The sequence below is a fragment of the Scytonema sp. HK-05 genome (assembly GCF_963872035.1).
Classification (GTDB): Bacteria; Cyanobacteriota; Cyanobacteriia; order Cyanobacteriales; family Nostocaceae; genus Kalymmatonema.
The window spans coordinates 43118-64389 of the sequence record NZ_CAWMYC010000123.1 but is presented as its reverse complement, the minus strand read 5'-3'; the positions used below and the strand labels follow the sequence as shown (position 1 = coordinate 64389).

The 21272-nt window shown below is 44.0% G+C and carries 14 protein-coding genes; 7 read left to right on the top strand and 7 right to left on the bottom strand.

From position 1 onward, the window contains the following. The first annotated feature begins 1040 nt into the window (after positions 1-1040). Positions 1041-3683 (top strand): primosomal protein N', encoded by a 2643-nt coding sequence (priA, locus tag AACT52_RS26385; RefSeq protein WP_073633993.1) that lies wholly within the window; start codon positions 1041-1043, stop codon positions 3681-3683. A 794-nt stretch (positions 3684-4477) separates the two neighbouring features. On the opposite strand, the gene AACT52_RS26380 is transcribed toward priA, so the two are convergent. Further along, positions 4478-5674 (bottom strand): acyl-CoA dehydrogenase family protein, encoded by a 1197-nt coding sequence (locus AACT52_RS26380; RefSeq protein ID WP_073633992.1) that lies wholly within the window; start codon positions 5672-5674, stop codon positions 4478-4480. A gap of 583 nt (positions 5675-6257) precedes the next feature. On the opposite strand from AACT52_RS26380, the gene AACT52_RS26375 reads away from it, so the two are divergent. The 3 genes from AACT52_RS26375 (at position 6258) to AACT52_RS26365 (ending at position 7550) form a co-directional block, all read left to right on the top strand. Further along, the gene (locus AACT52_RS26375; protein ID WP_073633991.1) at positions 6258-6470 is read left to right on the top strand and encodes a hypothetical protein; all 213 of its coding nucleotides are present in this window, start codon (positions 6258-6260) and stop codon (positions 6468-6470) included. 90 nt (positions 6471-6560) lie between these two features. After that, positions 6561-7247 carry a uracil-DNA glycosylase gene (locus AACT52_RS26370; RefSeq protein ID WP_073633990.1) on the top strand — a complete coding sequence of 229 codons (687 nt, stop codon included), beginning with the start codon at positions 6561-6563 and terminating at the stop codon, positions 7245-7247. Positions 7248-7340: 93 nt separating this feature from the next. Continuing rightward, entirely contained in the window at positions 7341-7550 is a 210-nt protein-coding gene (locus AACT52_RS26365; RefSeq protein ID WP_339375004.1) for a hypothetical protein, read from the top strand. Here AACT52_RS26365 and AACT52_RS26360 read toward each other — a convergent pair. The 3 genes from AACT52_RS26360 to tyrS all read right to left on the bottom strand — a co-directional run bounded on the left by AACT52_RS26360 (position 7547) and on the right by tyrS (position 10236). After that, positions 7547-8194 (bottom strand): hypothetical protein, encoded by a 648-nt coding sequence (locus tag AACT52_RS26360; RefSeq protein WP_073633988.1) that lies wholly within the window; start codon positions 8192-8194, stop codon positions 7547-7549. The two genes, AACT52_RS26365 and AACT52_RS26360, sit on opposite strands and share 4 nt — an antisense overlap. Next, positions 8191-8904 (bottom strand): orotidine-5'-phosphate decarboxylase, encoded by a 714-nt coding sequence (gene pyrF, locus AACT52_RS26355; protein ID WP_073633987.1) that lies wholly within the window; start codon positions 8902-8904, stop codon positions 8191-8193. The genes AACT52_RS26360 and pyrF overlap by 4 nt, the downstream gene beginning before the upstream one ends. Before the next feature lie 162 nt (positions 8905-9066). Beyond that, complete coding sequence (tyrS, locus tag AACT52_RS26350) at positions 9067-10236, bottom strand: tyrosine--tRNA ligase (RefSeq protein WP_073634000.1); 1170 nt, start codon at positions 10234-10236, stop codon at positions 9067-9069. Between the two features lie 170 nt (positions 10237-10406). On the opposite strand from tyrS, the gene AACT52_RS26345 reads away from it, so the two are divergent. Further along, on the top strand, positions 10407-12332 hold the full coding sequence (locus AACT52_RS26345; protein ID WP_073633986.1) for a transglycosylase domain-containing protein: 1926 nt from the start codon (positions 10407-10409) through the stop codon (positions 12330-12332). 56 nt (positions 12333-12388) lie between these two features. On the opposite strand, the gene AACT52_RS26340 is transcribed toward AACT52_RS26345, so the two are convergent. After that, entirely contained in the window at positions 12389-12712 is a 324-nt protein-coding gene (locus tag AACT52_RS26340) for a DUF1825 family protein (protein ID WP_073633985.1), read from the bottom strand. A 404-nt stretch (positions 12713-13116) separates the two neighbouring features. Between AACT52_RS26340 and AACT52_RS26335 the strand changes: the two genes are divergently transcribed. Continuing rightward, positions 13117-13482: an NINE protein gene (locus AACT52_RS26335; protein ID WP_073633984.1), complete on the top strand. Its 366-nt coding sequence runs from the start codon at positions 13117-13119 to the stop codon at positions 13480-13482. Between the two features lie 22 nt (positions 13483-13504). After that, positions 13505-14038, top strand: a complete 534-nt coding sequence (locus AACT52_RS26330) for a helix-hairpin-helix domain-containing protein (RefSeq protein WP_073633983.1) — start codon at positions 13505-13507, stop codon at positions 14036-14038. Between the two features lie 187 nt (positions 14039-14225). Here AACT52_RS26330 and lepB read toward each other — a convergent pair whose 3' ends face one another. After that, entirely contained in the window at positions 14226-14798 is a 573-nt protein-coding gene (gene lepB / locus AACT52_RS26325) for a signal peptidase I (RefSeq protein WP_073633982.1), read from the bottom strand. Between the two features lie 152 nt (positions 14799-14950). Beyond that, positions 14951-21259 (bottom strand): hybrid sensor histidine kinase/response regulator, encoded by a 6309-nt coding sequence (locus tag AACT52_RS26320; RefSeq protein WP_083630565.1) that lies wholly within the window; start codon positions 21257-21259, stop codon positions 14951-14953. Positions 21260-21272: the final 13 nt, after the last annotated feature.

Below are 21272 nucleotides of genomic sequence, written 5' to 3'. Positions count from 1 at the left end.
TCTTAGGCTCAGGACTGGAAAGATGTTTGGAAGGTGACTTACCATTTGCTGGGATCAAGGCATAAGAATGAAAAAATAGGGAACACTGGCAGACAATCCCCCCTGAATTTATTCTTGGGGTTTATTCATACTTCATCCTTAACACTTAAACCTCAGTTGATTTCATCTGTCGGTTCCAGATAGATACTGTTCTTAACTAATCCTGGTAGTTGCACCTGATAAACATTTTCTCAGACTGCCAACACATATTTTCCTCTTTTTTTCTTAATTAAAAAATATTTCACACCCTCCTCAATCAAAATTGCCCTATTTTAACAAATATAAAAACTCCATTTGCCTCACTCCAAAATCTTAAATATTCATGTAATTTTCTAAATATTTGAGTTTTTATGCCTTGGTAGTCGCTTAATGTATTTGAGTTTTGATAGTGGGGTTATGCATCGCTCTTGAGCTTTCCCCAGTACAAGGAATTTGGCAAGTAAAAAGTTTAGCAATCTATTCTCCTGATAAAGGATCTCACATACTTACAGCATAGAATATCTATCAATAGGCGGAAAAGCCTTATCCCCTATTTAGTAATCAGAGAAAATCTTCTGAAAAAAGCGGCTATTGTCGTTCTTTCGTTGAGTAGACATTCAATCAAAATTGCCTTCTACAGTTAGGAGTAATTTTCTGCCGAATTACCTAAGACGAAACTTATCAAGTATTATGTCTAATGACAGTATTGCCAATTACATTTTTGGTTAACGAATGCATACAGTAAGAGCTGAGGAAACTTGGTTAAGATAGACAAACTGGTTTATCAGTGCTGAGTCCTAAGTCCTGAGTTATGAGCCAATCCCTATGGATGAATCCAGGGGATAGAACAAGGAAAAAATTTTCTTTTTCTCCAAGAATCAATTCACGGGCTTATCGCTATTTTCTTAAGGGCTTGAGTACTCTGGAGGATGGAAAACAAAAAGGGGATATCTAAGCACTCGGCACTTGTCACTTAGGACTGTTTTGGTAAGAGAAATATCTGTTCTATTAATTTAGAAACTATGTACATGAATGGCGTTAGTTTGCCTCCTTTGGTAGTTGCCCAAGCTGGAGAATCGTACCAGTCAGGAAGAACTGAGAATCGTTGGATTGAAGTGCTAGTAGACTGTCCGGGAAGTTCAGGACTGTACACCTATCGACTGAGCGATCAGTTGGAAGTAAAACCAGGGGATATTTTAAGTGTGCCATTTGGTACGCAACAGTTAGGAGGAATCGCCATTCGTTTTCTAACACAACCTCCAGCCGATCTACCACTAGAAAAAGTTCGGAATGTAGAAGATGTCGTTAGTGTAGGCTTTTTTCCCTCGACTTATTGGGAACTTTTGAATCGAGTTGCAGCATACTACTACACACCCCTGATTCAAGTTATACGTGTCGCTTTACCACCCGGTTTGTTAGGGCGATCGCAGCGTCGGATCCGCCTTGTTAGAAACGACAAGCCGACACTCTCCCTATCCTCCTCATCTCCCTCATCCCCCTCATCTCCCCTACCCTTCCTCTCAAGCGCAGCACAGCAAATTCTGGAACTTTTACAAGCACAAGCAGATGGAGATTACAGCTTCGCCTACCTGCAACGCCAAGTAAAAGCAGCTTACCGGGGTGTCCGGGAGTTGCAGCGACGGGGTTTAGTGGAAAGTTATTTAGAACCCCCACGACCAACTCGACCAAAACAGCAAAAAGCAGTCACACTTATAGGCAGTACATCTGACAGTGACTTAACCACTCGCCAGCGAGAAGTTTTGGAAGTGCTGCGGAGGCGCGGCGGCGAGTTGTGGCAAACTGAACTGTTACAAGTTTGTAACACAAGTACATCCATTCTTAAGACGTTAGAACAAAAGGGGTACATCGTCATCCAAGACCGAGAAGTCTTACGAACTCCTCCTGTGTTCCCCCCACTTACAGATGGGACGCAAGGGGGTTTGCTAGCAGTGGAACAGACAAAAATACTAACACCAGCTCAATCGCAAGCGTTAGGGGTCATTACCCATCTAGATGGATGTGCTACAGTGCTGTTGCATGGTATCACAGGTTCTGGAAAAACAGAGGTATATTTGCAAGCAATAGCCCCTCTACTAGCGAAAGGCAAGTCTGCTCTCGTCTTAGTGCCAGAAATTGGACTCACACCCCAGCTAACCGACCGTTTCAGCGCTCGTTTTGGGAACAAAGTCAGCGTTTACCACAGCGCCCTCTCAGACGGTGAACGTTACGATACCTGGCGACAAATGTTGACAGGAGAACCCCAAGTTGTTATAGGGACGCGAAGTGCAGTTTTCGCCCCTCTACCAAACTTAGGCTTAATCATATTGGATGAAGAACACGACAGCAGCTTTAAGCAAGATTCTCCCATCCCCACCTACCACGCCCGCACCGTCGCCCAATGGCGAGCCGAATTAGAAAACTGTCCTTTGGTGCTAGGTTCGGCAACCCCTTCACTAGAGACGTGGGTGAGTGTAGGGGAAGCGGTGAAACAGGGGAGCAGGGGAGCAGGGGGAGCAGGGGAAGACAAAGAAGACAAGGGAGAAAATACCTCCTTGTCCCCCTCATCTCCCTTATCTGCCCACCACTACCTCTCCCTCCCCGATCGCATCTACTCCCGTCCTCTACCTCCTGTAGAAGTTGTGGATATGCGGCAAGAATTGCAGCAGGGAAATCGTTCTATCTTTAGTCGTTCCCTGCAACAAGCTTTGCAGCAGCTGCAAGAACGCCGTCAGCAAGGAATTTTATTTATCCATCGTCGGGGGCATAGCACATTTGTCTCTTGTCGCAGTTGTGGATATGTGCTGGATTGTCCAAACTGTGATGTGTCGCTGGCTTATCACCACACAGAGGAGAATGCACCACAAATACTACGGTGTCATTACTGTAACTTTGTGCGATCGCATCCCCAAAACTGCCCTGAATGCAGTTCTCCATACCTGAAATTTTTCGGCAGTGGTACCCAACGAGTCACGCAGGAGTTAGCAAAACAGTTTCCCGAATTGCGCTGCATCCGCTTTGATAGCGATACCACCCGTACAAAGGGAGCGCACCGTATTCTTCTGACTCAGTTTGCGAACGGTGAAGCAGATTTGTTAGTCGGTACGCAAATGCTCACCAAGGGATTGGATCTGCCTCAAGTCACACTTGTGGGTGTTGTGGCTGCTGACGGGTTGCTGCATTTATCAGACTATCGCGCCAGCGAACGGGCATTTCAAACCCTAACACAAGTTGCTGGACGTGCTGGTAGAGGAGAAGAGCCAGGAAGAGTGATTATCCAAACATACACCCCAGAACATTCTGTGATTGAAGCAGTACAAAATCACAATTATCAGTCTTTCATAGATGTCGAATTGGAACAAAGGCAAGCACTCAATTATCCTCCCTACGGACGATTGATTTTATTGCGCTTAAGCAGTCCCGAGGCAATCCAAGTGGAGAATACGGCACAGATTATAGCAGCTAGTTTGCCTCAACATGAGGGGTTAGACATTTTGGGACCAGCACCAGCTAGTGTTTTACGGGTAGCGAATCGTTACCGCTGGCAGATATTGCTAAAATTTGCGCCCGATGCCTTGCCACAGTTGCCAGATTGGGAGGAAGTGCGTAAACTTTGTCCTCAGTCTGTCAGTTTAACAATTGATATTGATCCATTAAATATGATGTAACGCATTCCCCACGCATAGAATGCGGGGGCTTTTAGCAGCCCTGCGAGCGTAGCGGAGTGGTTCCTGTTCAGGTTCCGCCTCACTACCTCACGTTCGCGCAGCGTGCGCTTTGCGCTTACCTCCAGGCGCGAGTACTGTACGAGAGGATGTACTCACCCCCACGCCCCTGAAACACATTAGTTTGCCCTTGGGCAAGTAATATGTTTCTACCCCTAGCCGAGACAACTCGCCGTCTCTTGCCTACGGTCGGGCCGTTCCTGTCGGGTCAACAGTGCGTTTCCTATTTCGGCATAAGTGTATTGTCGCAGATTTTTCGTATTGTGTTCACTGTCCTTGAGGACGGCAATTAAAATTGCCTACGGGCTTCCGGACCATGCCTAAAGTGGCGTAGCGCCCTTTGATTCTCGGTGATGTTGAGGGGGCTAAGAACAGGTGTAGAAAAATTCACGTATTCCAAAAAATATGCACGCTTAGACCTCTTGCAAAAATCAGGCTAATGAATTTTGGAACCACTCTTGCACACGAGATTTACACTAGTTATTCATCTGTGTCCATCTGTGTCCATCTGTGGTTTAATTTTCATCTAATTGACTTTTGCCCCCTTGTTTATTAAATGTGTTTTAACTTATAATACCAATTCCCCATGAAGATGCACTTAATATTAGAAAACGAACCGCCAAGAAGAGCCAGCGCTGCAGGAGGGTTTCCCGACAGCAGGCGACTGGCGTCGCCAAGAACGCCAAGGAACAGAGGAATATTTATTAAGTGCTTTTTTTATAGAGAATTGGTATAAGCTACAAACAGTTAACAAGCCCAAGACGTAAGACTTCTCGCGTGAAGTCACATGAGTATCCAATAGAGGCATCCGCAAGAAATTTACCTGCTTGGGACTCCTTGGTTACTCCATAGCCACCCAAAATTTCCATTGCTGTTTGCGCGTTTTTGATTGCCACATCCACAGCAAAAGTTTTAGCTGCTGGTGCCTTAACCATCGCTGCGAGTTGGGGATTAGTGTCTGCGGTATAAGCTGCGTCCCATACCGTTAATCGCGCAGCTTGAGTGTTTATCATCATATCAGCCAGCTTCAAAGCTACTGCCTGATGCTGAATAATTGGACGCCCCCAACTGACGCGCTTTTTAGCATAATCTAGGGCATACTCATAAGCAGCCCGAGCTAAACCCACATAAGAAGCTGCAAGTCCAATAGCCACTTCAGGAAGCAACATCAGGAGTTTTGCCGCTTCGCCCTCTTGCCCAAGCAGATTCTCTGCGGGTACTCTGACGTTATCAAGATGAATGGACGCATGATGCGAGGGTTTCCAGCCAATCATCTCGGTTCGCTTACCAAATTTAAGACCTGGAGTATTTGCTGGCACGTAGAATATGGACATACTCTCGCCCAATGGCTTATCGAGAGCTGTGCGTGCAATGATAAAATATGCATCGGCAATACCAGCATTTGTCACCAACGATGACTTTTGACCGTTCAGGATGTATGCATCACCATCGCGTTGTGCAAAGGTCTTAATTCCGATGTTGGCATCTGGTAGGGGACAGAACAAATCTGAGGTTGCGACGTTTGGCTCACTCTCTGCAGCGCTATACAAGTGAGGTTCTCCAGAAAGGACGTGCGATAATATCCGCTTTTGCTGTTCGCTTGTTCCAGCCCTAGTTACAAAAAGCGACATCGCCGCCGTCAAATTGAAGTAGCTAGACGCAATGCTGGAATCAGCAGCACCCAGTTCTTCCAGAACCAAAACAAGATCTACACATTTTCCTCCTAAACCACCGTACTCTTTTGGAAGCAACAATGACGTGAATCCTAGTTCGGTTCCTTTGCGGAATATACTTTGACAGAAATCCCAAGGTTCAAGTTCTGGATTATTAGATTCCTCAATGATTTGAACAATAGGCTTAATCTCTCTTTCGGCAAAGTCACGCGCTTTTGACTGCAACATCCGCTGTTCGGGAGTGAGGCTGAAGTCAATCATGATTTGTTCTTCCTTCGTCGTTGGATGTTCACCGACGCCATAACTAGGAGCAGTTTGAAATTTGCATTTCCAGCAACATGATCACTGCAGCCACATGAAAATATGGCATCTAGTTAACTATCCTATAGCTCCTGAAGTGGTATAAAAATGTTGTCTACAACTCTATAATCTCAGTTTGAGGAGTTTATTAGCAATACGAAAGCTCTTGCCATACAACGATTTCAGGCTTTGTAAGAGTCATTGACTCAATGATAATAAGATAAAAAGATATCAAAATTACAGATAAAAAAATCAACAGTGTTAACCCCCCAATAGGGGATTAACACAAAAGATTTGGTTCTAATACCCAGAATGAGCGGCGCTGGGTTACAGGCGATCGCGTTCCAAATCATAAATGACTTTCTCTACATACCGAACACTCAAGTCATCCGCCACTCTAAAGAATTCATACGCATAAACTTTTCTGCTCGATGTCCTCTGATTTAAGTATTATTACTCAGCAACTATTAAGCAGATAAGTATTTCCTGTAAAACCAAGACTGAATCGAGCGATAATAGTATACAGAGAGCAAAATATTATAATATGTCGTTAACCACTTCTGCTTGTTGTGCTGTCACCCTTAATCAACAACAAGAGCAAAATATTGAATACCATAAAACGCAGTGTACTGAGAAAACGCCATGTGCTCATGACCCAGGGAATCATGGCAAAAGCACATCTAAAAACTGCACTGTTGTGGAAAATGGTCGTGTCGTTGTTAAACCAGCACAAACACAACCTCAACAGGATTCTTGATTCAATATCCACAATCGACTTAGGTTGGCCCACACTCTTGAGAAAACCCAGACATCATAGCTTGCACTTGCGCTAATATTAAAAATTTTCATGAGCAACGAACAACTCAGCCTCTTTGAGGAGTCAAATTTTGACTCAAATGACCAAAAAGAGCTAATTCCCACAAATGCTAAAATTCCCATTCCTCCTGGAACCTATGCCAGTATGACTGAAGTTGCACAGCATTGCAACCAGTGTCATCGTTGTGGATTGGGAGACACACGGACTCATGCCGTGGTTGGACGTGGCAATCTTAAAGCGCCAATCATGGTTGTGGGCGAAGCACCAGGTCAAAATGAAGACGAAACTGGGTTGCCATTTGTGGGAAAGGCAGGACAGTTGCTGGAGAAAATTTTGGCATCTGTTAAGTTAGATACTGATAAAGATATATTTATCAGTAATATCAACAAGTGCAGACCTCCAGCTAATCGAGTTCCCACCACTGAAGAAATGGAGGCTTGCAAACCTTACCTGTTGGAACAAATTCGCTTAGTTGATCCAAAAATCATTCTTTTGGCAGGTGCAACGGCTGTAAAAGGATTAACTGGTGATAAGCGCGCAATTAGCAAAATTCGCGGACAGTGGCTCGAGTGGGACGGGCGGTTGTGTATGCCAGTTTTTCACCCGTCTTATTTGCTACGTAACCAATCCCGTGAAGTCGGCAGCCCGAAATGGTTGATGTGGCAAGATGTACAAGCTGTACGTGCCAAGTTTGATGAAATCCAGAATAACCACTAGCTGGCAAGCATCAGGTATTTTACCAAAAGACTGGTAGAAAATCCGGTCGGGCGATCGCTTCACTTGGTAGCTAACTTTATAGTTGTGCTAGTGGTGCTAATTCTTAAAGTTCCACGCAGTTCATTTAGAGGTGGTAAACGCAAATCTCGTACACATTTTAGTGGCAGCAGCGGCAGCGGTTGGTACGGTGGTGATGCTGGGGGATCTGACAGTGGTAGCAGCTATGACTCTGGCGGCGGTTGCGACAGTGGAGGCTTTGATGGCGGTGGCGGCGGTTGTGATGGTGGCGGCGGGGGAGATTAGCTTCCCAAATTCCCAGAACGCATACGTACGCTTCCCGCTTGGCAATCTCGTAACCAGGCATTAACCGCTTGAGCAATGTCACCATTACTACTATCGCGTGGTGGTGTAGGCGGCTCGTTTTTAGGATGCAAACCAGTTTGGGAAAACATCATTACAAAACGCCAATCACTCTTTGTTTTTGTTAAAAACAACCAGTGGAATTGCTGCAATTGAACTGCTTTGCCAGCGGTATACTGTCGCTCTAAAGTTGTAAAAAAGACTTGTTCTACTCCAACTGACGCGGTTTTCAGTGAATCTGTCGTGTATTCACTAGGGTTAAGAGGCAGGGGTGTAAACTCAGGTCTTCCCGCGACTACCATATAACTGTAAACGTCAGTTGCTCTGCTTAAACGACGGGCGCGTTGACTGGCGCGATTGGCATAACTCGGTAAATCTCGCAACAGCCCAGTTGTTAAAGCTTCTAAATTTTGGTTGGCGCAAAAAGACCCCTTGTTGCTTTCTCCCCTCTCCGCAAGCGGAGAGGGGTTGGGGGTGAGGTTCTTCGCTTTTGCTGGGGTATCCAAGGCATTTGATATTAATAGCCAGAAGCCACAACCAAGAAGCCACAAGCTTTTATTTTTCTTTTTGATGACTCCTGACTTCATGTCACTAATTCTTCAATAATCCTCTTCCAAGCTAACTCTGGATTGGGATCTGCGGTGATGGGACGCCCAATAACGAGGTAATTTGCTCCTGCTTTGAAGGCTTGTGCAGGAGTGAGCGATCGCGCTTGATCTCCTTTGTCTGCCCAAGTTGGGCGTACTCCCGGACAAACCAGCAAAAAATCATCTCCACTGGTTTGTCGCAATTGTGACACTTCTTGGGGTGAGCAAACCGCCCCATCAAAGCCCATTTCTTGAGCCATCAAAGCCATGTGTTGAGCATATTCTGGTAATTCTAAGGGAATTTTCAAATCAAACGCTAGCTGCCTGGAAGAAATACTTGTCAACAAGGTAATAGCAATTAACTTCGGTGGTTTCACACCTGCATCTGTTGCTCCTACATATGCCGCCTCAGTTGCTGCTTTCAAGGCATCTTTACCAGATGAAGCATGAATTGTCAACAAATCAACACCGTAACGAGCAGCCGCACGGGTAGCACCAGCAACGGTGTTGGGTATGTCATGAAACTTCAAATCCAGGAAAATACGTTTTTGCCGAGATTTTAGCACCTCCAGAATTTTTGGTCCAGTGCTTGTAAATAACTCCAAGCCAACTTTCCAGAAAGTGACACACTCAAGCCGTTCGATGAGGGCGATCGCCGCCTGCTCATCTGGTACATCTAGAGGTACGATAATTCGCTCTTTTATATTCATTAAGCCTCTGGCAAAAGTCAAGAGTAAGAAAAATCAAACCACAGATTAACACTCATGGAACACTAGTTAATTATCTGTGTCCATCTGTGTCCATCTGTGGTTCTAAATCTCTTTTTATGATTTTTTAACACAAGGGGCGCAGTGCCTAGCACCCCCATTTCATTAAGGTATCAGTCGGACAAACTTATTTTTCCCCAGTTGCAAAACTCGTCCGTGCAATTCACTCTTGTCAGCGAAAGTGGTGTCAACATCGGTGATGCGATCGCCATCGAGGCGCACTCCACCTTCTTGGATTTTCCGCCTGCCTTCCCCACTACTTTTGCACAAACCACTCACATTTAGGATGTAAGCTAGCTTAGCGGGAAACTGGACGACCGCTAGGGAAAATTCTGGAACGTCACCTGCCTCAATGTCCTTAACAGCTTGTTCCCCATGATACTGCTTAACAATTTCCTGTGCCAAGAGTTTTTGGCGATCGCGTGGATTTTCTGGCAGTTTCTCTAATGGAAAATCCGTAAGCAGTGTAAAATATTCTTTCAGCAGATGGTCGGGAACTTGCTGCAGCTTTTGATATTTTTCGGTTGGATGTTCAGATAAACCCACATAATTACTTAGAGATTTGGACATTTTTTGTACACCATCCAAGCCAATCAAAATTGGCAGCAGCAGTCCATACTGCGGTTTTTGCCCAAAATGGCGCTGTAAATCACGCCCCACGGCAATGTTAAACTTTTGGTCAGTCCCTCCTAATTCCACATCTGCTTCAACGGCGACAGAATCATAACCTTGCATCAAGGGGTACAGGAACTCATGAAGGAAAATAGGATTCTCTTTTTTATAGCGTTCCGCGAAGCCCTCTTTAGCCAGCATCTGCCCCACTGTCATTGTAGAGAGTAACTCTAAAATTTTGCCCAAGTCCAGCTTAGACAGCCATTCGGAGTTGTAACGCACCTCCAACCTACCTGGTGTATCAAAATCCAAAATAGATCGCATTTGGTCAAGATAAGTCTGAGCGTTTTTCGCCACCTCTTGTTCTGAAAGTTGGCGACGTACCTCAGATTTGCCTGTCGGATCGCCAATGCGAGCGGTAAAATCACCAATAATGAGTACTGCTGTATGACCAGCATCTTGAAACGCTCGCAGTTTTCGCACTGGTATGGTATGACCGAGATGAATATCCGCACCTGTCGGATCAATTCCCAATTTAACCCTTAAAGGTCGGTCAGTTATTGTCAAACGCTTTTCTAGACTTTCAATGTCACTTTCAGAATCAGTAGGTTGTGGGAAAATTTCAACAACACCACGACGCAACCAAGAAAAATCTTGGGTGATACTACTAGGAGATTGACTGTTTACGCTTTGCACTATCAAAGTAGGATTGGTTATGGTCACTGACAATTTGTATTACTTTCATCTGCCAACCTAATATAATTGCAAAAAATTAGCCGCCTTGCTTACCAAGACATTACACTTATATTTACAAGTGAGGAAGTGAAATCGCCGTGTCGTCCAGGACTTTTGAAAATAAGCAGCCCCAACAAGAGCCAGCTGCGTCGGGTTTTGAGTTTTTCAAAGGAGTAGGTCAGGTAACTGGCGGTACTCTACTATCCGTCACTATGCTGGCAAGTTCTATTGTAGCGGGAGGACTGGTTGGCTTAGCCGTTAGTTTCCGCAATTTGCCAGATGTTAGACAACTACGCACCTTCTTGCCATCAGAAACGACTTATATCTATGACCTCAAAGGCAAACTGTTGACAAGTATTCACGGAGAAGCCAACCGTGAAGTCGTATCATTAGATAGAATTTCCCCAGAACTGAAGCGGGCAGTACTGGCGAGTGAAGACAGTGACTTTTATTATCACCACGGCATCAATCCCAAAGGCGTTGGACGTGCAGTAGTCACCAACTGGGCAGCAGGTGGCGTACGGGAAGGTGGTTCAACCATCACCATGCAGTTGGTGAAAAACCTGTTTTTGTCTCAAAAGCGTGCCGTTACCCGTAAGATAGCAGAGGCAGTACTGGCAATTCGCTTGGAGCAAATTCTCAGCAAAGACCAAATTTTGGAAATGTACCTCAACCAAGTTTATTGGGGTCATAACAATTATGGCGTACAAACAGCAGCACGCAGTTACTTCAATAAGTCTGCCGAAAATTTAAACTTGGCTGAGTCGGCAATGATGGCTGCTTTAATCCAAGCGCCAGAAGAATATAGCCCGTTTGTCAATATGAAGAAGGCAAAAGAGCAGCAGAAAATAGTTTTGGGGCGGATGAAGGAATTGGGCTGGATTACCCAAGAAGAGTACGACAACGCCCTCAAACAACCAATCAAACTCGGTAAGATTAGGTCGTTCCAAGGAAGCGCCTTACCTTATGTGACAAACGCCGTAGCCCAAGAGATAGCGAAAAAATTTGGTCGTGAAGCGCTGCTTAAGGGTGGAATGCGAGTGCAAACCACGGTTGATGCCAAATTCCAACGAATGGCGGAGGAAACTGTTAGTAAGTGGCATGAAAGACTTCTTGGTGAAGGGTTATATAAAAATCAAATTGCCCTGGTGGCAATTGATCCGCGCACTCATTTTGTGAAAGCATTGGTAGGCGGCGTAGACCCCAAAACGAGCGAGTTTAACCGGGCAACCCAAGCTTTGCGCCAGCCAGGTTCTTCTTTTAAACCGTTTGTTTACTACACTGCGTTTGCCAGTGGTAAGTATACTCCAGACTCAACGATATACGATACCCCAGTCAGCTATCGAGATGGTAACGGTTGGTACTATCCGAAAAACTACGATAGTAGTTTCGGTGGGGCAATGTCGATACGATATGCGATCGCCCAGTCTCGCAATATTCCCGTTATCAAAGTTGGCAAGGCTGTGGGGATGAATAAAGTTGTCGAGACTTGCCGCACCTTAGGAATTATGAGTCCGATGGAACCCGTGACTTCTCTGCCTTTAGGTGCGATCGGTGTCACGCCGTTGGAAATGGCAGGTGCTTATGCTACCTTTGCCAATTATGGCTGGCAGTCGCCAACGACGATTATTGCTCGTGTGACTGATAGTAGTGGCAATGTCTTACTCGACAACACACCGAAACCCCAGCAAGTTCTCGACCCTTGGGCTTCGGCAGCCATTATTGACGCGATGCGATCAGTCATTTCTGAGGGGACTGGTAAACACGCTGCTATTGATCGCCCAGCAGCAGGTAAGACAGGAACAACTTCCTCAGAAAAGGATATTTGGTTTGTCGGTACTGTACCCCAGTTAACGACTGCTATTTGGGTAGGTAGGGACGACAACAGAACCTTGGGTCACGGTGCAACTGGAGGTGTTATGGTTGCTCCTGTGTGGCGCGATTTTATGATGAGGGCGCTTAAGGGTGTACCAGTGGAAAAGTTTAAGTCACCTTATCAGTTTCATCGACCAAAATCAAATTAGAATTATAAATTAGGAGTTCTGAATAAACTCAGAACTCCTAACTCAAAACTCTTATGTTATGATTGTTTTTCCAGTTCAGCTTTCATCCGCTGTAGGGTGAGGTGCATTTGGTCAAACATTTGTTGGGGAGTCACACCAAACTGATTCAACTGAGTCTTCAGCTGCTGTATGGTCATTTGCGCCATGAAATCTTCTGATAGCTCAAAGCGCTTCATAAAGATACGATACCGCTCCATCATGGCTTCCATTTGCTCAATAAACAGCTTTTTGCCTTCGCGGTCAAATTTGCCGTAGTTGCCGCCAAGTGTTATGAGTGCTTGATAGTCATCAAACAACTGCTTGGCTTCTTGCTGAACTATGTCAGAATCAAAGAATCCCATTTTGCCTACACTCCACTGAGCGCCAATACTCAGTAGCTCTCATACTAGATGCCTCTTACTTTATTCTAGTTTAGAGAGATAATCTAGAAAACTAGCTTCGGTTTAAGTACGGTTTTTTACCGCAATTTCAACACTTGACCGTTGCAGGGCTCAAATTCACGCAGCTGCGGTACGCCAAGGGCTAACGTGCCCGTAAGACATACAAGATTCAAAAAAGAAAGAAATAATGAACCACAGATGCACACAGATGGACACAGATAAATAATTACTTCATATTTATTTATAATGCCGATGCAGTGGCTGATCAACTGGCTAATCGCTCACAGCTTAGGAATAGAATAGATTCAGATATTGGGTTTCGGCTAGGATATCAGCAATGCTGAATTTATTATGGTGCTTTAATTATGTTTAATCAGCGAAAAAGCCGAAGCGTTGCCGCGATTTTAGCTTTTTCCGGTACGCTGACAATTTCCGGATTACATAAATTTTATCTAGGACAGCCGCTGTGGGGTCTTTTATATGTGTTGCTTTCCTGGACACCCATTCCTAAGGTAGCAAGCGCGATTGAAGGAGTTTGGTTTTTAGCTCAAGACGAAGAAGCTTTTGACCGTAATTTTAATTTAGGTTTTGCAGCTATCAAAAAGTCACACTCGGCTAGCAATCAAGTAGCAGCAATTGCTCAAGCCTTGCGGGAGTTAGAAAGTTTGCGCCAGGATGGACTCCTAAGCGAGTATGAATTTGAGCAAAAGCGCCGCCAGTTGCTAGAGTGAATTTCTTAAAATAAGCAACATTATGAAAAATTGGCTACCTTTAAACCCTAAGTTGCAAAAACTACGCTCCAAGCTGCTTAACGACCCCTACTACCGACTACAATCAGGGGAAGAAATTGCGATCGCCGCACAACTGGGTATCCGCATTGATGCCAATCAAGCCACTGTTGATGATTGGTTGCGTCTACCGGGGTTATCAATTCATCAAGCGCGATCGCTTGTGGAACTTTCTCGTGCTGGTGTTAAATTTTACTGCATTGAAGATATTGCCGCAGCTTTAAGTCTGCCAGTACATAGGCTAGAGCCACTCCAGCCTATTGTGAATTTTAGTTATTACGACTCGGAATCTCTAGTTCTTCCCAGCAATATAGTAAACCCTAACACGGCAACAGTTGAGGCTCTAGCAAAAGTGCCATTGATTGATTTGTCCCTAGCGCAAGCAGTGGTGGATAACCGCAGTGAAGCTGGATTGTACCGGAATTTAGCTGATTTTCAGCAAAGGTTAAACTTACCTGGTGATGCGATCGCTCAGCTTATGTACTATCTCCGGTTTTAATCGACAGACGTAGCATGTGAGTCCAGCGCCCTTAGGAGGGTTTCCCGACAGCAGGCGACTGGCGTAAGCGCAAAGCGCAGGCTCCGCCAACGCGTAGCGTGTCCGTGCCTCCTCCGGAGGAGCTTGCGCTAACGGCGCAGCCGTGCCGCACCGCGAGGGACATACCCGAAGGGCTACGTCTCTACAATTAAATGACCCCAATTCTATTAAAAGGCCAAAAGCGAAACACTGCCCGACCAATAATATTTTCTTTGGGTAAAAACCCCCAGTAGCGGGAGTCGTTACTATCGTTGCGGTTATCTCCCATAACAAAGAATTGGTTAGCTGGAACTTGCCGCCCTTCCATTGGTAAAATTGGTGGTTCAGCTATATAGTCTTCTTGTATTGGTTGCCCATCAATGTAAACTTTGCCACCAGCAACGCTAACTGTCTTGCCAGGGGTGCCAATGATGCGTTTAATGAAAGCTTGGTCTTTGGGATATCCCCGATGTTGCAGTTCCTCTGGTGGCTGAAAAACGACGATATCGCCTAAGTGTGGGGAACCAGAAAGATAGGAAATTTTTTCTACTACCAGGCGATCGCCTTTATGCAAGGTTGGCAACATTGAATCTGAAGGGATGTAGCGGGGTTCAGCAACAAAAGTCCTAATCAACAGTGCCAAACATAAGGCGATCGCAATCAGAATGAGATTTTCCTGTAAACTTCGCCATCCTCGCGACGACACAGAAGATTCTTTAGCATTACTTTCTTGATGAGTCATAGAAACGAAAAGTCCGATTAATAAATTAGACGAATCCTTGATTATTTTGACGCTAAAAGGACCTTTACAAGCAAAAGAGCTTTTGCTTGTCGCGATTCTTACACTGAAATTACTTAGGCTGTTACTAATAATAGCCTCTACAAAAAAACCTCTTAATATTTTTTGAGAAACTCCAGGATTTGTTTCCCTTTAAAATCTTTAGCAAGTTGGCGCAAATGAGCGGCAAACGGTATCCATCGTTGATCCAACTCCTCTAAGAATGCCACTCGTTGTGTAATCCCTCTTAAATCCCCCCTCATCGCCAAATCGATCAAAATCGCAAGTTCTTCTGCTGGTGGAGCCACAAGTAAGTCCTGAGTCCGTAAGGAAAGACCTTGCGCCTCTACTTGTTGTCTGCTTTCCTGCTGCTCATAAACCCATTCCAACCCCAAGTAAACCCGTAATGTTTCTAAAAGCTCCGCTTTTTGGATTGGTTTTGGGAGAAAATCATCGCAACCGACTTCTTGACTTTGCTTGCGATCTAAGTCAAAAACGCTAGCTGAGACAGCAATCACGACCACGTCCTTAAAGTCTGGTAACATCCTCAGGCGACGGGTGGCTTCAAAGCCGTCCATCACGCTCATGACTAAGTCCATCAAAATCACATCTGGTTTAAATTCACGCGCTTTGTCAAGAGCGTCTAAACCATTTGTTGCTTCTGTGACTTCAAACCCCAAAGGTTCTAGTAGATTCATTAAAACAGAGCGATTTACCCATTTATCATCTACTACCAAAACTTTCCGCCGAGGTTCTATAAAACCAATGATATTGCCTTCATCGATTCTCTTAACGTCACTTTTTTGGAAAATCTCTGCCAAATCCAAATCGAACCAAAAAACGCTGCCTTTACCTAAAGTACTTTTCACCTTTAGTTCACCGCCCATCATTTGAACTAATTGACGGCTAATTGCCAATCCCAATCCTGTTCCTTCAGTCTTACGACTCTGCTCACCAACTTGCTGGAATGGCAAAAATATTTCTTCTAATTGCTCCTGTGCAATGCCAATCCCTGTATCTTCTACTTGAAACCGAAGTTTTTCCTGTTGATAGCCTATTTGGAAAGTTATACTACCTTTTTCTGTAAATTTGACCGCATTGCTAAGTAAATTAATCAAGACTTGACGCAACCGTTTTTCATCTGCTTGGATGAGTTTTGGTAGGGGAGAAAGGGTTTGATAAATTAACGGAATTCCCTTTTGTTGGGCACGGATACGGCAAATCTCAGCAATACCCTCAAGAAAGACCGAAAGATGAAATTCTGTTGGATAAAGTTCCATTTTCCGTGCTTCAATTTTGGAGAGGTCTAAAATATCATTTATCAGTGTCAGTAGGTGTTCGCCACACTGATGAATGATGTTTATACCATTCTTTTGCTGAACGGTTAAAGTTTTATCTTTCTGAAAAATTTGAGTATAACCCAAAATACCATTGAGCGGTGTACGGAGTTCATGACTCATGTTTGCCAGGAATTCACTTTTGGCACGGTTAGCTGTTTTGGCTACTTCTTCTGCTCGTTGGCGTTCTTTGATTTCCTGTTGAAGTTGCAAATTTTTATCTTGTAACTCCAGCGTGCGCTCTTCGACTTTAACTGCCAATGTCCGATTATATTCTTCTAAATCATTGTAAAGACGTGCATTCTCAATCGAAATTGCTGCTTGAGAAGATAAAAGTTGTAAAACTTCCAATCGCTCTGGTGTAAATGCTCCAATTGTCAAGTTATTTTCTAAATAAAGAATACCAATTAGTTTCCCTTGATTCACAATTGGCGCACATAAAATAGATTTTGGTTTGTGGTTGATTATATAGGTATCTGTTGCAAAGACTGACTCAGATCTAGCATCGTACAGTACAATATGCCCTTGAGTACGACGCACATAATTAATAACAGATATGGGTAGCTGCTGACTTAATTCTACAGGTGTCGAAGGTTGCACGGTTATCTCATCTTGCCCGACACTTCCTGAAGCTTCTATGAGTAACTGTCCTGCTTTTTCTAAAATGAAAAATCCTGTTTCTGCACCAGCATTTTCAATAACAATTCGCATCAATTTAGCCAGCAACTTCTCCAAAACAATTTCACTAGAAAGAGCAAGAGATGCTTTCATAACTGCGGCTAAATCCAGAACTCCGGGAGTACCTGTAGTCGTAGAGCTCATTGTCCGATTCATCTCTAGACTTCTGGTTTGTCGGTTCAGCGTCTGGGAGAAAATATGAGGATATCTTGCTGCTAAATTTCTAACTTTTGCAGTTGCTCCCCAGCGAATATATCCATAGTAAGCATCAGTTAGATAAGTCTGAGCTACCTTTTCTCTGCCACACTCAAAATAAAACTTTGCTGCCAGTTCATTTGCTAGCGCTTCTTCCTGGATATATCCTTGCTCTTTAGCTCCAGCAATGGCTCGGTCATAATATTCCATTGCTTGCCAATATTGCCCCAATACCCGCGCTTTCTCGGCCTCCACAAGCTCATACTTATGCAAAAAATTCATTGGGGCATGGTCTGCCCATTTTCGCATCTTTTCCTGGTTCTTCGTCACCTTGCTCAAGAGGTGTTCTTGTTGTGAGTGTGGTACTGATGGATAAATCGCTAGTTGTGCTAAAGAATCATAAAAATGAAACACTGGCACAATCAAGAATCCTTTTACCCCATCTAAATACTGTTCGGCTTGAACTGCATTTTCCAATGCTTGATGGTGTTCTTCAAATAAATAACAGAGTATTAGTTTGTTTGAATAGAAGTAGTGAAGCCCGGTTCTGTCATTGGCTTTCTTTAGTAGCGGTAAAGATTTCTCCTCGTTGTATGCTTCACCCAATAAACAGCACGGTTTTTCAAAAGGTTTTAGTAAATTAAGAATTGACTGCTGAAATATTTGATTCCAACTCAAGGCGTTCTCTTGCTTGAGTTGAGCAAGGACATTACTGGTTGCTGCCATTTCTCGTTCAACTTTTGCCAGTTCTTGACCTATGAGATATGAATAGTAGCATTTTTGCATGGCGGCATAGCCACCATATTCAAAATGTCCGTTTTCCAATCCACTAGAGTATGAATCCTGCAAAAGTGGCAATGTTTCCTGAGCATGAACTTTTCCATGAAACGCAGATGAACCTGCCACGAAAAAGACACTTGTCTTGAGTTCTACAGCGTTGAATCGTTCTACAAGACTTAAAGCCAACTTGCCAAATTGATAAGCCGCCTCAATGTCCTGAAACAACCCGTTTATCATGATGCTGTAAAGAACATAACTATAAGCTGAGAAGGGTGAATTTCCATGTTTGATTGACAAATTCAGCTGTTCGCACGCAATTAACGGCAATAAGGCAGGTCCAGCTTGATAAGTCGGAGAACCTAGGCATGCTAACATCCGTACAGCTGCTAGCTTATCGACCTCCGTCATTAATGGTAGGTTAATCAGGTCTTCGATATTTCTGCCGCTCAAATTTCTTGCTGTTTGAGTCAGTGTTTGCTCGATATCCAAGGCGCTAGGCGACTCTGGGAAGCTAATCCCCAGTAGTTCTAGTGCTTGTAACCCAATCTTGATCGCTTCGAGCTGTTTCACTTGCGCCATGCAAGCCTGGATTTTGACCTCATAGACTTTCATTTTGTCAATAGGGGTTTTTGCCTGCTGCAAGACAACCGTTGCCCATTTCTCCATCTGCTCAAAATCGCCGTTCAAGTACGCTGTTTCTACCCCTGACTCATAAAGTGCCAGTGTTAGCTCGTACTGATTCTGCCAGCTATTTACTGCTAATAATTCCAAACCCACCTTTAGATAGCGCATAGCAGACTCATACGCCGCCGCTGCTTTCGCTTTCTGACCTGCTATAAGATTAAGTTCAGCCAGTTCATATTTTTCCGACTCTAAGGTGAGTAAGTCGGTACCATAATTTAGTTGGTTGACCAAAGCAAAGATATTTTCTTTTCGTTCTTCCGGCGTAATATTTTGTAGTAACAATTGACCAATTTTGAGATGAGTTTCTTTTTTTTGCGAATCTGGAATGAGAGCATAAGCTGCTTGCTGTACTCGGTCATGTAGAAACTTGTAGGCAATTGTCAGTTGTTCTACCTTGCGGGAAGCTGCTTGCGTATCTAGGTCTTTTGTTAGTTGTTCATTTTGCTCAGTACTAATAACTAAAGGAATTTTGTAAGATTGGTCTAAGGGTAAAACTAGACCTGTCTGCAAAGATTCCCACAAATCTGCTGCTGTTTCAGACAAAGATTTTTGATTAACAATACCCAGAACATCTAAGGTAAATTTATCTCCAATACAGGCAGCCAATTTTAAAATATTTTGTGTTTTTACTGATAATTTATGAATCTGATTAATCATCAATTCAACGACATTATCAGTGATATCAATGTCTTTCAGTAGCTGAATATCCCACTGCCAACCCCCCTCTGTTCCACGCCAGTCGCCACAACGGGAGCCAGCCGCGTGGGCGGGTTTCCCGACTTGAGCGGACTGGCGTGGGGAACCCCCGCAAGGCGCTGGCTCCCCTTGGTAAGGGGAGCCACTGCGTTGGGGAGCCAGTACTGCAGGAGGGTCTCCCTCAGTAGGTATCTGGCGTCCGGGTTCCCCGACTTGAAGCATGTGGCGTGGGATTAGGGGGGTGAAATTAAAGGACAATAGGTTTTCGTTATATAGGGATTTGAGTAACTGAGTTAAGAAGAAAGGGTTTCCCTGAGTTTTGTTAAACACTAACTCAGCCAGCGATATTGTCTTTAACGTGTCACTGCGGAAGGTATCACTGATTAATTGATTGACATGAGTGATATGCAAAGGCTGGAGCACAATATTGTTCACAACTGCACCCTTTTGTTGAATTTCTTCTAAAGTCAACATCAATGGATGAGTTGCACTGACTTCGTTATCCCGATACGCTCCAATCAGTAGCAAATATTGACTATTTGGCTCACAGGCAAGCAACTGAATCAACTTCAAGGAAGCTAAATCTGCCCATTGTAAGTCATCCAAGAAGAGAACCAATGGGTGTTCGGGTTTGGTAAATACATGAATGAATTGTTGAAACAACCGATTAAATCGGTTTTGGGATTCAGTTGGTCCCAATTGAGGAACATCTGGCTGAACACCAACAATCCTTTCAACTTCAGGAATAACATCAATAATTACTTGACCGTTAGAACCCAATGCTTCTAAAAATTTTGCTTTCCAATCGGCTATCTTGTCAGCATTTTCTGTTAGTAACTGCCTGATTAATTCCTGAAACGCTTGAATCAAGGAAGCATAAGGAATATTCCGCTTAAATTGGTCAAACTTACCAGAAATAAAGTAACCACGCTGGCGAACAATGGGTTTATGAACTTCATTCACTAAGGAAGATTTGCCAATACCTGAGTAACCACTTACTAACATTATCTCTACCCCCCTATGTCCCACGCCAGTCGCCACAACGGGGGGGACCCCCGCAAGGCGCTGGCTCCCCTTAGCAAGGGGGGATATAGGGGGGTTTGCCACTCGCTCAAAGGCATCCATTAGCGAGGCAACTTCTTTTTCCCGACCATAAAGTTTTTGCGGAATAATAAATTGGCTGTATAAATCAAGTTGACCGACAATAAAATCTTCAATTTTTCCTGTTGCTTGTAGTCTTATTAGGCACTCCTCTAAGTCCGCTTTTAGTCCCAAAGCATTTTGATATCGTTCTTCAGCAGTCTTTGCTAATAATTTCATCACAATATCAGAAACCGCTTGAGGAATCTCTGGGTTGATTTCTTTAGGCGATGCTGGTGTTTTAGCAATATGGCAGTGAACTAATTCCAATGGATCAGTTGCTTGAAAGGGCAACTGTCCTGTGAGCGTTTCATAGAAGGTGATACCTAAGGAGTAGAAATCAGTTCGGTAGTCAATTGAGCGGTTCATCCTCCCTGTTTGCTCCGGTGACATATAGGCTAGAGTGCCTTCAAGCAAATTGGGATTATTGGCTGTCTGATTTTCACTCGATAGACGCGATGAAATACTAAAGTCTATAATTTCAACGTTACCTGTTTTCGCATTAAAAAGAATATTGTGTGGTTTAATATCTTTATGAAGAATATTATTTTGATGTAGCTGAGCAAGCGTTGAAGATAATTGAATAGCAATTTGCAAAAACTGACTGAACTCAAATTTTTGAGCATTGATAAAATTTTTCAGAGGTTCTCCCCCAAAATCTGACAAGATTAATGCCAGACCATTTTGATAGCTTTCCAAGGCTAAGGGTTTAATAATTCCTTTTATCTCTAAAGATTGGAGTATTTTATATTCATGTCTTAATCGAGAGATCTGTTCTATAGTGGGATACTCAGCTTTAAGGGTTTTAATAATCACCGAAATTTGCTCTGACTCCCTCACAGCACGATAAACACAGGTCGTGGTACCGTCATAAATGACCTTGATGAGGTTGTAACCGCCAATGGTGATACTCATTGTTGTCTTTTCG